Genomic DNA, 14,005 nt, shown 5'->3' on the forward strand with positions numbered 1-14,005 from the left:
ATGCGTCAAACCGCTTGACCCCGGCGGCATCGGGTTCCACCTGTGCGCCTATGAGCGACGAGACGCCCGACAGCCTTATCCCTTACGACAGCATCGTGCAGGAGGCGCTGCGCGCGGTCGTCGGCCGTGTGCTCGGCGAGATCGAGGCGAATGGCAGCACCCTGCCCGGTCCGCACCATTTCTACATCACGTTCAAGACCCAGGCGCCCGGCGTATCGGTGCCGGACAGTCTGCGCGAGCGCTTCCCGGACGAGATGACCATCGTCCTCCAGAACAAGTTCTGGGACCTGAACGTGCGCGAAGACGGCTTTTCGGTCGGCCTCTCGTTCAACCAGATTCCCGCCGCGCTCGACATTCCCTATGCCGCGATCACCCAATTCGTCGATCCGGCAGTCGACTTCGGTTTGCAGTTCCAGGCGACCGTCGCCGACATGGCGCCCGCTTCCACGGATACGGCCGGGAACGACGAAGCGGAACAGGGCGGCAGCGAACCCGTTGAGGGAGCAGACGACGGCTCGAACGTCGTCACCGTGGATTTCGGCCGAAAGAAATAGGCGCATCGCCTCGACGCTGCGCCGGACAGGGGCAGCAGAATGGTGAAGCACGTTTCCGCATACGGCGCCAAGGCGGTCCAAAAGGCGCGTTCGAAGACGCCCGGCAAGACCGCAAAGATGCCCGGGCCAACTCACAATCCCGCCACCAATCTCATGATGGCCGACGTGGCAATCCGCGCCGGTTCCTATGTCGTGCGGCGTGCGATCGAAAAGGGGATGTTGCGCGGCCGCTACGGCAAATCGACCGCGAAAGACATCGTAAAAAACAAGTCGCTCGGTGCCACCCTGATGAGTTTCGGGCTTGCCAAGCTTGCGACCAAGAATCTTCCCGGCGCAGTGATCGTGGGCGGCGGTGCCTTGGCGAAGACGCTGTATGACCGCCGGCAAAGCAAAAAGGGCCAGCAGCACGAAGGCGATCGCGAGCTTATCGAACAGGCGACAAAAGACGACTGACTTGATTTGCCCCGCTGCTCCGTTGCAAAGGCGGGCATGGCCGATACCGAAAGCGTTCCTCCCAAGGGCTCCGATGCACTCGCACGGCGCGGCGTCCTGTTCATTCTTTCCTCGCCCAGCGGCGCGGGGAAGACGACCATTTCCCGGATGCTTCTCGAAGCCGATGATGCGATCCGCCTCTCGGTCAGCGTAACCACAAGGCCGCCCCGCCCCGGCGAAATCGATGGCGTTCATTACTACTTCGTCGACGATGCGGAATTCGACCGTCTGGTCGAAGAAGACGACTTCTACGAATGGGCGCCGGTCTTCGGCTATCGCTACGGCACGCCCAAAGGCCGCATCCGCGCCGCACTGAAGGACGGTCAGGATTTCCTGTTCGATATCGATTGGCAGGGCACTCAGCAGCTTTACCAGAAAGACCAGCAGGACGTGGTGCGGGTCTTCATCCTGCCGCCCAGCATCGCCGAACTGCGCCGCCGTCTGGAATCGCGCAACACCGACGAGCCGGAAGTGATCGATGCCCGCATGGACCGCGCCCGAGCCGAGATCAGCCACTGGGACGCTTACGATTATGTCGTCATTAACGAGGACGTCGACGCCTGCTTCGCCAAGGTTCGCGAAATACTCGACGCCGAACGCATGAAACGCCAACGGCAGACCGGCCTCATTCCCTTCGTCCGCGAGCTAATGGCCTGATGGCGGACGCGGACGGAACCGAGGCGCTGACCGACCGCGAAAAGGAGACGCTGCGTTTGCTCCTCGGCGGCCACACGGCAAAATCCGCCGCCGCCGAACTCGATCTGTCCGTCCATACCGTCAACGATTACTTGCGCGAAGCCCGCAAGAAACTCGGGGTGTCCAGCAGCAGGGAGGCCGCACGAATCTTGGGGGAGCAGGAAGAAACGGCCCCCCAAAAGGATGCGACCGAACAAATCGGGATGGCCGATGCCCCGTTCCCTCCCGAATATGCGAAACCATCAGCAACGCCGGGGTCACGCAAGATCTGGCTCTGGATCATAGGAGCACTTATCATGTTGGCCACAGCAATCGCCGCCGTCCTCGCCCTCTCGGGCACGCAATCGTCTAATCCTTCAGTAGAGGACGTCGAAGCTTCGGTTCAGGAAAGTTCGGTTGCAGAGCAGGCCGCGCGTTCGTGGATCGCGCTGGTCGATGCAGGCAACTATACGCAAAGTTGGGAAGCGGCCGGAACGGCATTTCGCACCGCAGTCACGGTGGACCAGTGGGCGGCACAAGTCGATCCGGTACGTTCGCCCCTCGGTGCGGTGAAGAGCCGCAAGCTCGTCTCGATCGAAGCGCCCGGCGCTTTACCGGGCGCTCCGGAAGGCGATTATCGGATCGCCCAATTTGCCACGTCGTTTGCAAAAGCTCCAGGGGCGGTCGAGACGGCCATACTCGTCAAGGAAGACGGTGCGTGGAAAGTCGTCGGCTACTTCATCCGGTAATCCGGACATGCGAACGGTCAGGCTCCGCGACGGGCGCCTGACCTATTATCTCTTCACACAAAGCTCCGCGCCCAGCGCAGCCGAATACCGATAAGCTGGCTCAGTTGGTCCGGCGTCCAATATAGGAGCCGATCAATTCGAGATCGTCCGGTCCGCTGAACGAGAAGATCACAAATATTTCCTCGCGGTTCGCCCCGGCGAGCGATCCGATATACTGGCCTTGGAACGCGGCATCCTCATCGGTGACGCCGCCGGCAAAACCGCCGCTATCGGCAATCACCGCCAAAACCGGAATGGTCGTCACGAGTTCGGTCGTGCCGTTGTTCTGCCTTACGATCCGAATGTCTCCAGAAATGCGCAGGGCATTTGCATTGTCGCCCGTCCCGGCAACAACGCTAAGCGTCGAGGTGTCTGCCGCGAAGACGCCTGCAGCCGTCTCGCCCGGAATCCCGCCTGCGATCTGCGCGGTTCCGCTATAGGTGAGCCCGGCGGTAAGGGCGGCGGCGGTCGTCACCGGATTGAAGAACAGCGCATAGCGGAAGCTGCGCAAATTGCCGGGCACCGTTTCGCGCACGAAGCTCTGACTTGTGCGATAGAAGACGCGCAGGATTTCCTCATACGGCCGTTCCAGCACCAACCGGTTGCCGTCCGCCAGATAGCTGCGCTGACTATCGGACGATGTCTCCAGATCTTCCCCGCCGAAGGTCGGCAGCTCTGCCGCATCGGGGAAGGTGAAGGTCACCGCTTCGGGCGATGTCTCGTAGGTAATGGAACTTGTGCCCGCACGCCGGGCACGGCTGTTCCAGACCTCCGTGCCACCGGTTGGCGTGAAATAGGCGAAGCTGTACGACGTGCCGTTGAAGCTTGCCGTAAAGTCCTGCGCGAAGTCGAACTCGGTGGAAGTCGGAGTAGGCGTGGGGCTCGGGCTGGGAGCCGGTGAATCGGTCGGAGTGGGCGTCGGGGTCGGCGAAGGCGTTCCCTCGTCGTCATCTCCACCGCAAGCGACCAGCAAAGCGCAGCAAGCCGCCGCACTGACGAAAAATCCAAGATTACGGCGCAAAACAATCCCTTCCGGTCCAGATACACGCGCAACGGCGCAGCCCCCGGTAAGCCCGGATAGCGGCGACCGCCTGCCCCCCGCAAGCGAATTCGCCGATCCGGTAAGAGGTTAGCGGCCGCCGGCGGGATCCGCGAAATGCGTGGGCAGGTGCGCGTTGACGATCCCGCCATCGACGGTCAACGTCTCGCCGATCGTGTAGTCGCCGGCACGGCTGGCGAGGTAAACGGCGCTGCCACCCATATCGAACGCATCGCCGACGCGCTTGCTGGGAATGCCTTTCGCGCTCTCGTCCTCCATGTCTCGCGCGACGCGGTTCATGTTGGACGGGAAAGCGCCTGGCGCGATGCTGCTGACGTAGATGTGATCCTTGACCAAACGTGCGGCCATCCGGCGGGTGAGGTGGATCAGCGCGGCCTTGGAGGCTTGATAGCTGTACGTCTCCCACGGGTTCACCCGCTGCCCGTCGACCGAAGTGATGTTGATGACCTTCGCCGGCCGGTCCGCACTGGCGGCAGCGGTAAGCAATGTATGCAGCTTCTGGGTGAGGAAGAACGGTGTCTTGACGTTGAGGTCCATGACCTTGTCCCACCCGGCTTCGGGGAACTCGGTATAGTCCGCCCCCCACGCCGCACCCGCATTGTTGACGAGAATATCGAGCCGGTCTTCCTTGTCACAGATTGCGGCAACCAGCTGATCGCAGCCTTCCAGCGTCGAAATGTCGCCCTGGATGCCGATGACCTTCTCGCCGAGCTCGTCGGCGGTGGCGTTGAGCTCGTCTTCCTTTCGGGCGGTGATGTACACCCGCTCGATCCCGGCGGCGAGGAACCCTTCGACGATCATACGCCCGATCCCGCGGCTGCCCCCGGTTACAAGCGCGACGCGGCCCTTGAGGCTGAAAAGGTCTTCGAGGTTCATCTGGTTACTCCTTGCATCACAGGCTGTGCGCGGCCGCGCTGCCCGCTCAATACCCGCTCAATTCCGCCACCCGGCCGGCATGGTAGTACTGGTCGCCCAGAAACTCCTGCAGCGCGCGGTCGCGCTTCATGTAGAGGCCGATGTCGTATTCGTCCGTCATGCCGATGCCGCCGTGCATCTGCACGCCCTCGCGAACGGCGAGGCCAGCCGCCTTGGCGACTTTCGCCTTGGCGACGCTGGCCATGAGGTCGGCTTTCTCGCTGCCGCCATCGACCAGTTGCGCGGCCTTGATGGTGACCGCCTTGGCGATCTCGACTTCGGAATAGAGATGCGCGGCGCGGTGCTGCAATGCTTGAAACTCGCCGATCAGCTGGCCGAACTGCTTGCGCTGCTTGAGGTAGTCGACCGTCATGTCCATCGCCCCGCGCGCAACGCCGACGCCTTCCGCCGCCGCGCCGACGCGGCCGGCGCGCAGCATGGCGTTCAGGATTTCGCGCCCGCCGTCGACCTCGCCGATCACCGCGTCGCCGTCCAGCTCGACGCCGTCGAATTTGGTGTGCGTCGCCATCGAACTATCCACCAACCGCACGGCTTCGTGGCTCATATTGGCGGCATCCTTCGGCACGGCGAACAAGGTCACGCCGTCCGCGTCGCTGTCGCTGCCCGAGGTGCGCGCGGCGACGATCAGCATGTCGGCGCTGGCGCCGTGAATGACGAAATCCTTGGAGCCGGTCAGGCGGAAGCCGTTGCCCGACTTCTCCGCCTTCGCCGCGATCTTTTCAGGCCGATGCTTCGGCCCTTCGTCGAGCGCGACCGAATAGACGTGATCGCCCGAAACGAGGCCCGGGAGCCAGCGTTCACGTACCGCACCGTCGGCATGCTTCAGCGCAGTCGCCGCCAGCACGGAACTGGCGAGAAACGGCGAGGGCGTAAGATTGCGGCCGATTTCCTCGAGCACGATATTCGCCTCGACCTGCCCCATGCCGAGGCCGCCGTCGTCTTCACCCACCAGCATTCCGGTGAAGCCCATTTCGGCCATCTGCTTCCACAGATCGTGGCCAAAGCCGTCCTTGCAATCGCGGTCGCGCCAATGGCGCAGCTGTTTGCCGATCGCGCCTTCCTCGCCCATGAACTGGCTGGCGGTATCGGCGAGCATCGCCTGATCGTCGTCATGATAAAGTGGCATTTCTCGTTCCTTTTCCCGAACCGCCAACCCGGCGCAGGCCGGGGTCCAGTGTGCGATCGTCGCAAATGGATCCCGGCCTGCGCCGGGATGACGGGGGTTTGATCCTTTTGCTTTAAGAGCCCGGCAGTTCCAGGATGCGCTTGGAAATGACGTTCAGCATCACTTCGCTGGTGCCGCCCTCGATGCTGTTGGCCTTGGTGCGCAGCCAACCGCGCGCGGTCTTGCCGCCTTGCGTCTCCTCGCTCTCCCATTCGAGAGCCCGGCTGCCGCCCGCCGCCATGATCAGTTCGTGGCGGCGCTTGTTGAGTTCGGTGCCGGCATATTTGAGCATGTTCGGCTGTGCCGGATGCCCCTTATTCGCCTTCAGCTCGTCCATGAACTTCTCGCTCATGGCGGTGAACGAAAGCGCGTCGACATCGAACATCGCCATCTCTGCGCGCAGCACCGGATCGAGCTCGCCCTGCCGCGCCGACACCGCGCCCAAGGAGCTTGCCCGGTCGCCGCCGCCGGTCGCCGAAATCATCTCGCGCTCGTGGCCGAGGAGGTACTTTGCCACATCCCAGCCGCGATTGATCTCGCCGACATAGCCAGGGATATCCTCGCCATAGCTCTTGGGGACCATAACGTCGTCCATGAAGGTTTCGCAGAACGGACTGTATCCGCTGATCAGCTTGATCGGCTTGGTGCTGACGCCTTCGTTCGCCATGTCGAACAGCATGAAGGTAATGCCCTGGTACTTGTTCTCCTTGTCCGTGCGGACGAGGCAGAAGATCCAGTCGGCTTCGTCGGCATAGGAGGTCCAGATCTTCTGACCATTGACGATCCAGTGATCGCCCTTGTCCTCGCCATAGGTCTGCATCGAAACAAGGTCGCTGCCGCTACCCGGCTCGCTATAGCCCTGGCACCAGCGGATTTCGCCGCGCGCGATTTCGTTGAGAAACTTCTGCTTCTGACCTTCCGTGCCGAAATGCAAAAGCGCGGGGCCGAGCATCCAGATCCCGAAGCTGGAGAGCGGCGGGCGCGCGTTGATTCGCGCCATTTCCTGCCGCAGGATCTTGCCCTCGGCAGGCGAGAGGCCGGCGCCGCCATAGGGTTTCGGCCATTCGGGTACGGTGTAGCCCTTATCGCGGCAGGCTTCGAACCATGCTTTTTGCGCATCGTTCTTGAAGCTGCCGTTGCGGCCGCCCCAATAGACGTCGCCTTCGTCGCGCACGGGTTCGCGCATCTCGGGGGGGCAATTGGCTTCGAGCCACTCGCGCGCTTCGGCGCGGAAGCTTTCAAGATCGGTTTCGGCCATGATCGGTTCCTCTCGTATCGCGTATTTCAAGAACACGGTATGGCGAAAAGCCCGCCCCCTGCAAGCCTTTCCGCTGCATTTCGCCATGCCGTAACGTCGGCGTGGCGCATCCACGGTTTACGTTGACGTGACCCTGTGCTCCCCTAAGCATGGGAGCCGAGAACATGGGAGAGAGAGCCGTGCGATTCTCCGGCAAAACCGTCGTCGTCACCGGCGGCGCATCCGGCATCGGAGCCGAAACCGTTCGCCTGTTCGCAGGCGAAGGGGCGGACGTGGTGAGCGCCGACATCGACGAGGATACCGGTCGCCGCATCGCGGAAGAATGCGAAGGTGAGGTACGGTTCGTACGCTGCGACGTGACCGACCCTGCCGATATCGAAGCGCTGATGAATGTCGCGGCCGAGGCATCTGGCGGAATCGACACCGTGTTCAACAATGCCGGTGCAGGCGGAGCGCGGGCATCCATCGCGGAGATCGAGCCGGACGAGTGGGACCGGACGATGGATCTGCTGCTCCGCTCGGTCGCATTCGGCATCCGCTACGCCGTGCCGCACATGAAGGATCGCAAAGGCGCAAGCATCGTCAACACCAGCAGCGTCGCCGCCGTCGGCCCAGGCTATGCGCCGACCGCTTATTCGGTCGCAAAGGCGGGGGTTTTGCATCTCACGAAGGTCGCAGCGACCGATCTGGCGCAATTCGGCATTAGGGTGAACGCGGTGCAGCCGGGCTTCATCAACACCAATATATTTACAGCGTCGCTGGGCATCGGCGGCGTTATGCAGCGCATGGCCAACAACGCCATCGCCCAGATGTCCGCCAACGCGCAGCCTGTGCCGCGCGGCGGGCAGGCCAGCGACATCGCCGAGGCGGTCGCCTATCTCGCGAGCGAGGCAGCGGGTTTCGTTACCGGCACCTCGATCCTGGTCGATGGCGGCATCACGCTCGGCCCGCGGCATAGCTGGGACCCCGAAGAGCCCGGCCTGTTCGACGCGCTCGATACGATGGCGAACGCACAGCAGGGGCAGGAGCCGACCGCCGACTGATGCCTTTCACCACCGGCCCCCTGTCCCAGCGCCTGAAGCTGTCGCACGGCTTCGGAGCCGTCGCGTTCGGCGTGAAGGACGGTGGCTTCAGCTTTTTCCTGCTGCCGTTCTACAACCTCGTTCTCGGGGTGGAAGCGAGCGTGGTGGGCGCCGCTCTTGCGACCGCACTGGTGATCGACGCCTTCGTCGATCCGCTGATCGGGCATCTGTCGGACCGGACCTATACGAAATGGGGGCGCAGGCTTCCGTGGCTCTATTTCGCACCAATCCCCCTTGCCCTGATGTGGGCGCTGCTCTGGTCGCCGCCTTTCACCGGCACGCCGAGCTATTGGGAAATTCTTGCCCTCGCCGTCGGCGTGCGCCTGCTGCTGTCGGCGTGCGAGGTACCTTCGATCAGTCTCGTGCCCGAAATCACCGACGATTACGACGAACGCACGACGCTGTTCCGCTATCGCTTCCTCTCCGGCTGGCTCGGCGGACTGCTGATGATGGTGCTGACCTTCACCGTGTTTCTGCCGACCCCGGAATCGCAATTGCGGCCCGAAGGCTATGCGCAATACGGGCTGTTCGGCGCGTTCCTGATCGCGTTCGCGGTAATCGGATCGGCGGTGTTGCAGCACCGCTTAGTAGCCCATCGTCCGGCCGAGCGCCCCCCGCCCTTCTCGCTGCGCAATGCCTTCTCGGAAATCTTCGATGCCTTCAGCGAGAAAGCGTTCGTGATCTACGCGCTGGGCGGACTGGCCGCCTATGTCCTGCAAGGAATGACGTTCTCGATTACGCAATACGTCAATCTCTACGTCTGGCAGTTCTCCGAACTTGCGTTCAAACTGTTCCCGGCTGCGCTGTTCGTGTCGGTCGTGCTGATGTTCGTGATTGTCGGCCCGCTGCATCGCGCGCTCGGCAAGCCGAAAGCTGCGGCGTATGGCGCGGTCGCCGGGCTGGTCTTCTTTGCCATTCCCTATCTCCTGCTGCTTGCCGGCCTGTGGCCGCAAACCGGCGGGACGGCATCGACCGCGCTGTATTACGTGTTCCTCGTTTTGGGTAACACGTCGAGTGTTGTGGCCAGCATTTCGGCGACCTCGATGGTGGCCGAGATCGTCGAATCCTTCGAGGAGCGGACCGGGCGGCGCGCGGAAGGGACGTTCTATTCCGGCAACTGGCTGGTGCAGAAATGCGCGACCGGCGGGGGCATCCTGCTCACCAGCCTGATCATCCAGTCGCTTTCGCTAACACCCGGAACCCCGCAGGACGCGGTCGCGGGCGGCACGGTGTCGCGGCTTGTGCTGCTGTATCTTCTGGCGACCACGGTGCTGGCGCTGGCAGCGGCGTTCTGGCTGGCCCGCTTCCCGATTTCGCGCGAGGATCACGAAGCAAGGGTCGCCCGGCGCGAGGCTAACATCAAGCACGCGCCGGAACCCGATCCGCTGGACGAAGTCTCCCGCATCGACCCCGATGCGCATTCGATCAAATATTAGTTCCAATTCAACGACAAGACCGACGAGAAAGAAAGGACCGAACCCATGGATTTCGAACCGACCGAGAGGCAAGTCTACTGGCGCGACCGGGTGAAGACATTCATCGAACAGAACGTCCGCCCCGCGATCTCGACTTACAAGAAGCAGGACGAGCAGGGCGAACGCTGGAAGGTGATCGACGTCGTTGAAGACCTGAAGAAGAAGGCCAAGGGCGAGGGCATCTGGAACCTCTTCATGCCGCCACGCAACGAGAGCCACAATCATGTGGAGGAGAGTTTCGAGTTCGAAGGCCCGGGCCTGACCAATCTCGAATACGCCTTGTGCGCCGAGGAAATGGGCCGCATCGGCTTCGCGTCAGAAACCTTCAACTGCTCCGCGCCCGACACCGGCAACATGGAAGTGCTGCACCGCTACGGCACCCGCGCACAGAAGGACAAGTGGCTCACCCCGCTGATGAACGGCGAGATCCGCTCCGCCTTCCTGATGACCGAACCGCAGGTGGCGAGTTCGGACGCCACGAACATCGAATGCCGGATCGAACGTGACGGCGACGATTACGTCATCAACGGCCGTAAATGGTGGTCCTCCGGCGCGGGTGATCCGCGCTGCAAGTTCGCGATCGTCATGGGCAAGACCGATACCGAGGCGAACCGTCACCAGCAGCAATCCATGATCCTGATGCCGCTCGATGCGGATGGCGTGAAGGTGCTGCGCCACCTGCCCGTCTTCGGGTACGACGATGCGCCGCACGGCCACATGGAAATCGAACTCAACAACGTCCGCGTGAAGGCGGAAGACGCCATGCTGCTGGGCGAAGGACGCGGCTTCGAGATCGCGCAGGGCCGCCTCGGGCCGGGTCGTATCCACCACTGCATGCGCACCATCGGCGTCGCGGAAGAAGCGCTCGCCAAGATGTGCAAGCGCCTCCAGAGCCGCGAAGCATTCGGCAAGCCGATCTACAAGCATTCGGTCTGGGAAGAACGCATCGCCCGCGCCCGCATCGATATCGACATGACGCGCCTCCTCTGCCTGAAGGCGGCCGACATGATGGACAAGGTCGGCAACAAGGCGGCCAAGCAGGAAATCGCCATGATCAAGGTGCAGGCGCCGAACATGGCCCTGCGCATCATCGACGATGCGATCCAGGCGCATGGCGGCGGCGGCGTGTCCGACGATTACGGCCTCGCCAAGTCCTATGCCTCGATGCGCACCTTGCGGCTCGCCGACGGACCGGATGAGGTTCATGCCCGCTCGATTTCGCGGATGGAAATCGGTCGGCACACGCCCGACGAGGACAGCATGGGCCAGCAGAGCAACAACGCCGAAGCCGCAAGCGCCGGCAGCGCGGCGGCGACGGCTGCGGCCCAATAAATATTGATCGACAAGAGACAGCCCTTCGCCCTGAGCTTGTCGAAGGGCTGTCTTTTCTTGTTTTGCGCTGCACGCGAAGAAAGGCAGTGCTTCGACAGGCTCGGCAGAATTGGAATTGAAAACGTATGGCCAAGGCAGCAATCCTCGAACAGGTCGGTTCGCTCACCATCGGTGAGGTCGAGCTGGCCGACCCCGCACCGCACGAAGTCCTGATCGATACGAAGGCCTGCGGCCTGTGTCATTCGGATCTGCATTTCATCAACGGCTCTTACCCCCACCCCCTCCCCGCCATTCCGGGCCACGAAGCGGCGGGCGTCGTGAGAGCGGTCGGCAGCGAGGTAAAGACGGTAAAGGTCGGCGATCACGTCGTTTCCTGCCTTTCCGCCTTCTGCGGGCATTGCGAGTTCTGCGTCACGGGCCGCATGGCGCTGTGCGTAAGCAGCGAGGTTCGACGCTCGCAAACACAGGCTCCGCGGATCACTCGCGCTCAGAGCGATGAAACGGTTGCGCAGATGCTCAACCTTTCGGCTTTTTGCGAACAAATGCTGATCCACGAACACGCATGCGTTTCGATCGACAAGGAAATGCCCTTCGACCGTGCGGCGGTAATCGGCTGTGCGGTAACGACGGGAGCGGGCGCGATCTTCAATGCCTGCTCGGTCGTGCCGGGCGAAGCGGTGGCGGTAATCGGTTGCGGCGGTGTCGGTCTCGCTGCGATCAACGCGGCCAAGATCGCCGGCGCAGGCAAGGTGATCGCACTCGATCCTTTGCCGGAAAAGCGCGAACTCGCAGAAACGCTCGGTGCGACCCACACGGTCGATGCGATGGCGGACGACGCGGTGGAGCAGGTAATGAAAATTACCGGCGGCGGCGTGCATCACGCCATCGAGGCCGTCGGGAGGCAGGCTTCAGCCGATCTCGCCGTAAGGCTGCTGCGCCGCGGCGGTACCGCGACGATCCTCGGTATGATGCCGCTCGATTGCAAGGTCGGTCTCGGCGCGATGGACCTTCTTGCCAGCAAGAAGCTGCAAGGCGCCATCATGGGCAACAACCGCTTCCCGGTGGACCTGCCGCGTCTCGTCGATTTCTACATGCGCGGCTTGCTCGATCTCGACACCATCATCGCCGAACGGATTGCGCTCGAAGACATCAACGAAGGCTTCGAGAAGATGAAGGGCGGCCATTCCGCCCGCAGCGTCGTGGTGTTCGACTGATGGCGGGGATCGACTACGATGAGGCCATGGTCGGCACGGTGGAGGTGTCGGACAAGGACGCGATGGACCTCGATGCGCTGACCGCGTGGTTCGAAGCGAATGTCGAAGGGTTCGAAGGCCCGATCGAGTATTCGAAGTTCAAGGGCGGACAGTCGAACCCGACCTACCGGATCGATACGCCATCACGAGCCTATGTCCTGCGCCGCCAGCCGTTCGGCAAGCTCTTGCCGTCCGCCCATGCAGTCGATCGCGAATATACGGCGATGTCCGCTTTGGGGCCGACCGGTTTCCCCGTGCCGAAGACCTACGGACTGTGCGAGGATCCGGACGTTATCGGCTCCAAGTTCTTCGTCATGGGTCTCGCCGATGGGCGCAACCTGTGGAACGGCGCCCTCCCCGGCATCGAGCCCGAGGAGCGCCGTGCGATCTACAATTCCATGATCGATACGATGGCGGACCTCCACTTGAAGGATCCCGAAGCCATCGGCCTCGGCGATTACGGCAAGTCGATGGATTATTGCGCGCGGCAGATCGCCCGCTGGTCGAAGCAGTACAAACTCTCCGAAACCGAGCATATGGAAAAGATGGAGCGGCTGATCGAATGGTTGCCGCAGACCATCCCGCCCCAGCACGAAAGCAGTGTGGTTCATGGCGACTACCGGCTCGACAACCTTATTTTCGAGAAAAACACGCCGAATGTGCTCGCTGTGCTCGACTGGGAGCTGTCGACGCTGGGCGATCCGATCGCCGACTTCAGTTACCTCATGCTAAACTGGCAGAACGAAAGCGACGGTCGCGCCGGCCTCGGCGGGAAAGGTCTCGAAGCGCTGGGCATCCCGACGCAACAGGAAGCGGTGGACCGCTATGTCGCGCGCACCGGCTATCCGGTCCCGCCGATGGACTGGTACTTCTCGTACAACCTGTTCCGCCTTGCCGGTATCATCCAGGGCATCAAGAAGCGCGTGATCGACGGTACCGCGTCCTCCGCCCATGCCAAGCAGATGAGCGAACGGGTCGGACCGCTGGTCGATCGCGCCTACGAATTCGCGCAGAAGGCAGGGATGGACTGAGGCGGCGCTGCTGCTAACAGCCCACGCGATATCAATCCGGAGAACGACATGAGCGCCGACCTTGCCCGCACTATCGAAGCCGCATGGGAAGACCGTGCGAATGTGGGCAAGGCCTCCTCCGATGTGCGCGCGGCGGTCGAACGCGCGCTCGCCATGCTCGATAGCGGTGAAGGCCGGGTCGCGGAGCCCGACGGGCAAGGCGGCTGGACGGTCAACCAGTGGCTGAAAAAAGCCGTCCTGCTCTCCTTCCGCCTCAACGATAACCGGGTGATGGAGGGCGGCAGCGCCGGCCACCCCGCATTCGACAAGGTTCCGAGCAAGTTCGCCGGTTGGGACGAAGCCCGCTTCCGCGAGGCGGGCTTCCGCGTCGTACCGGGGGCCGTCGCCCGCGAAGGTGCCTATATCGCGCCCGGCTGCGTCCTGATGCCCAGCTTCGTCAATATCGGGGCCTATGTCGGCAGGGGGACGATGGTCGATACCTTCGCCAGCATCGGCAGCTGCGCCCAGATCGGCGAGAATTGCCATATCTCCGCGGGCGCGGGCATTGGCGGCGTCCTCGAACCGATGCAGGCCAACCCCACCATCATCGGCGACAATTGCTTCATCGGCGCACGGTCCGAGATCGTGGAAGGGGTGATCGTAGGCGAAGGTTGCGTGGTGGCGATGGGCGTCTTCATCACCCAGTCGACCAAGATCGTCTATCGAGACAGCGGCGAAGTGATCCGCGGCCATATTCCGCCCTTTTCCGTGGTCGTTCCCGGTTCGCTACCCGGCAAGGATGGCGGCCCCGGCCTCGCCTGCGCCGTCATCGTGAAGACGGTGGATGCTCAAACGCGCGAGAAGACCGGGATCAACGAGCTGCTGCGCGACTGAGGCGCGCCTTTCCGGCGGAACATTCGCCGCC

14 protein-coding genes are annotated in these 14,005 nt (G+C 62.8%); 10 read left to right on the plus strand and 4 right to left on the minus strand.

Annotation, left to right across the window (positions count from 1 at the left end; all coding sequences use genetic code 11):
• Positions 1-50: 50 nt before the first annotated feature.
• The 4 genes from E3U23_RS06825 to E3U23_RS06840 are packed head-to-tail and all read left to right on the plus strand — an operon-like array spanning position 51 to position 2,470.
• On the plus strand, positions 51-554 hold the full coding sequence (locus E3U23_RS06825; RefSeq protein ID WP_279350479.1) for an SspB family protein: 504 nt from the start codon (positions 51-53) through the stop codon (positions 552-554).
• A gap of 39 nt (positions 555-593) precedes the next feature.
• On the plus strand, positions 594-1,007 hold the full coding sequence (locus E3U23_RS06830; protein ID WP_279350480.1) for a hypothetical protein: 414 nt from the start codon (positions 594-596) through the stop codon (positions 1,005-1,007).
• Positions 1,008-1,043: 36 nt separating this feature from the next.
• Positions 1,044-1,703 (plus strand): guanylate kinase, encoded by a 660-nt coding sequence (gene gmk, locus E3U23_RS06835; RefSeq protein ID WP_279350481.1) that lies wholly within the window; start codon positions 1,044-1,046, stop codon positions 1,701-1,703.
• Complete coding sequence (locus tag E3U23_RS06840) at positions 1,703-2,470, plus strand: helix-turn-helix domain-containing protein (protein ID WP_279350482.1); 768 nt, start codon at positions 1,703-1,705, stop codon at positions 2,468-2,470. The genes gmk and E3U23_RS06840 overlap by 1 nt, the downstream gene beginning before the upstream one ends.
• Positions 2,471-2,570: 100 nt before the next feature.
• Here the strand turns inward: E3U23_RS06840 and E3U23_RS06845 are convergent, their stop codons facing one another.
• From E3U23_RS06845 to E3U23_RS06860, 4 genes are all read right to left on the minus strand, one after another.
• Positions 2,571-3,530: a hypothetical protein gene (locus E3U23_RS06845; protein WP_279350483.1), complete on the minus strand. Its 960-nt coding sequence runs from the start codon at positions 3,528-3,530 to the stop codon at positions 2,571-2,573.
• A gap of 108 nt (positions 3,531-3,638) precedes the next feature.
• Positions 3,639-4,445 (minus strand): SDR family oxidoreductase, encoded by an 807-nt coding sequence (locus E3U23_RS06850; protein ID WP_279350484.1) that lies wholly within the window; start codon positions 4,443-4,445, stop codon positions 3,639-3,641.
• 46 nt (positions 4,446-4,491) lie between these two features.
• Positions 4,492-5,631, minus strand: a complete 1,140-nt coding sequence (locus E3U23_RS06855; protein WP_279350485.1) for an acyl-CoA dehydrogenase family protein — start codon at positions 5,629-5,631, stop codon at positions 4,492-4,494.
• A 112-nt stretch (positions 5,632-5,743) separates the two neighbouring features.
• Positions 5,744-6,928 (minus strand): acyl-CoA dehydrogenase family protein, encoded by a 1,185-nt coding sequence (locus E3U23_RS06860; protein ID WP_279350486.1) that lies wholly within the window; start codon positions 6,926-6,928, stop codon positions 5,744-5,746.
• A gap of 179 nt (positions 6,929-7,107) precedes the next feature.
• On the opposite strand from E3U23_RS06860, the gene E3U23_RS06865 reads away from it, so the two are divergent.
• The 6 genes from E3U23_RS06865 (at position 7,108) to dapD (ending at position 13,974) form a co-directional block, all read left to right on the plus strand.
• Positions 7,108-7,971, plus strand: a complete 864-nt coding sequence (locus E3U23_RS06865) for an SDR family NAD(P)-dependent oxidoreductase (protein ID WP_279350787.1) — start codon at positions 7,108-7,110, stop codon at positions 7,969-7,971.
• Positions 7,971-9,446 carry an MFS transporter gene (locus E3U23_RS06870; protein ID WP_279350487.1) on the plus strand — a complete coding sequence of 492 codons (1,476 nt, stop codon included), beginning with the start codon at positions 7,971-7,973 and terminating at the stop codon, positions 9,444-9,446. Before E3U23_RS06865 ends, E3U23_RS06870 begins: the two co-directional genes overlap by 1 nt.
• Positions 9,447-9,491: 45 nt before the next feature.
• Complete coding sequence (locus E3U23_RS06875; RefSeq protein WP_279350488.1) at positions 9,492-10,817, plus strand: acyl-CoA dehydrogenase family protein; 1,326 nt, start codon at positions 9,492-9,494, stop codon at positions 10,815-10,817.
• Between the two features lie 125 nt (positions 10,818-10,942).
• Positions 10,943-12,031, plus strand: coding sequence for a Zn-dependent alcohol dehydrogenase (locus tag E3U23_RS06880; protein WP_279350489.1), 1,089 nt, complete (start codon positions 10,943-10,945; stop codon positions 12,029-12,031).
• Positions 12,031-13,101 (plus strand): phosphotransferase family protein, encoded by a 1,071-nt coding sequence (locus E3U23_RS06885; protein WP_279350490.1) that lies wholly within the window; start codon positions 12,031-12,033, stop codon positions 13,099-13,101. The genes E3U23_RS06880 and E3U23_RS06885 overlap by 1 nt, the downstream gene beginning before the upstream one ends.
• A gap of 48 nt (positions 13,102-13,149) precedes the next feature.
• A complete protein-coding gene (dapD, locus tag E3U23_RS06890; protein WP_279350491.1) occupies positions 13,150-13,974 on the plus strand; it encodes a 2,3,4,5-tetrahydropyridine-2,6-dicarboxylate N-succinyltransferase in 825 nt (274 codons plus the stop codon).
• The last annotated feature ends 31 nt before the right edge of the window (positions 13,975-14,005 follow it).

Origin of the sequence: Erythrobacter litoralis (assembly GCF_029760855.1) — a bacterium.
In the GTDB taxonomy this organism is placed as follows: domain Bacteria; phylum Pseudomonadota; class Alphaproteobacteria; order Sphingomonadales; family Sphingomonadaceae; genus Qipengyuania; species Qipengyuania litoralis_A.

Coding starts and splice junctions, on each gene's coding strand:
- E3U23_RS06860 (WP_279350486.1), bottom strand. CDS start 6,928: ATGGCCGAAACCGATCTTGAAAGCTTCCGCGCCGAAGCGCGCGAGTGG.
- E3U23_RS06880 (WP_279350489.1), top strand. CDS start 10,943: ATGGCCAAGGCAGCAATCCTCGAACAGGTCGGTTCGCTCACCATCGGT.
- gmk (WP_279350481.1), top strand. CDS start 1,044: ATGGCCGATACCGAAAGCGTTCCTCCCAAGGGCTCCGATGCACTCGCA.
- E3U23_RS06840 (WP_279350482.1), top strand. CDS start 1,703: ATGGCGGACGCGGACGGAACCGAGGCGCTGACCGACCGCGAAAAGGAG.
- E3U23_RS06850 (WP_279350484.1), bottom strand. CDS start 4,445: ATGAACCTCGAAGACCTTTTCAGCCTCAAGGGCCGCGTCGCGCTTGTA.
- E3U23_RS06885 (WP_279350490.1), top strand. CDS start 12,031: ATGGCGGGGATCGACTACGATGAGGCCATGGTCGGCACGGTGGAGGTG.
- dapD (WP_279350491.1), top strand. CDS start 13,150: ATGAGCGCCGACCTTGCCCGCACTATCGAAGCCGCATGGGAAGACCGT.
- E3U23_RS06875 (WP_279350488.1), top strand. CDS start 9,492: ATGGATTTCGAACCGACCGAGAGGCAAGTCTACTGGCGCGACCGGGTG.
- E3U23_RS06825 (WP_279350479.1), top strand. CDS start 51: ATGAGCGACGAGACGCCCGACAGCCTTATCCCTTACGACAGCATCGTG.
- E3U23_RS06855 (WP_279350485.1), bottom strand. CDS start 5,631: ATGCCACTTTATCATGACGACGATCAGGCGATGCTCGCCGATACCGCC.
- E3U23_RS06870 (WP_279350487.1), top strand. CDS start 7,971: ATGCCTTTCACCACCGGCCCCCTGTCCCAGCGCCTGAAGCTGTCGCAC.
- E3U23_RS06830 (WP_279350480.1), top strand. CDS start 594: ATGGTGAAGCACGTTTCCGCATACGGCGCCAAGGCGGTCCAAAAGGCG.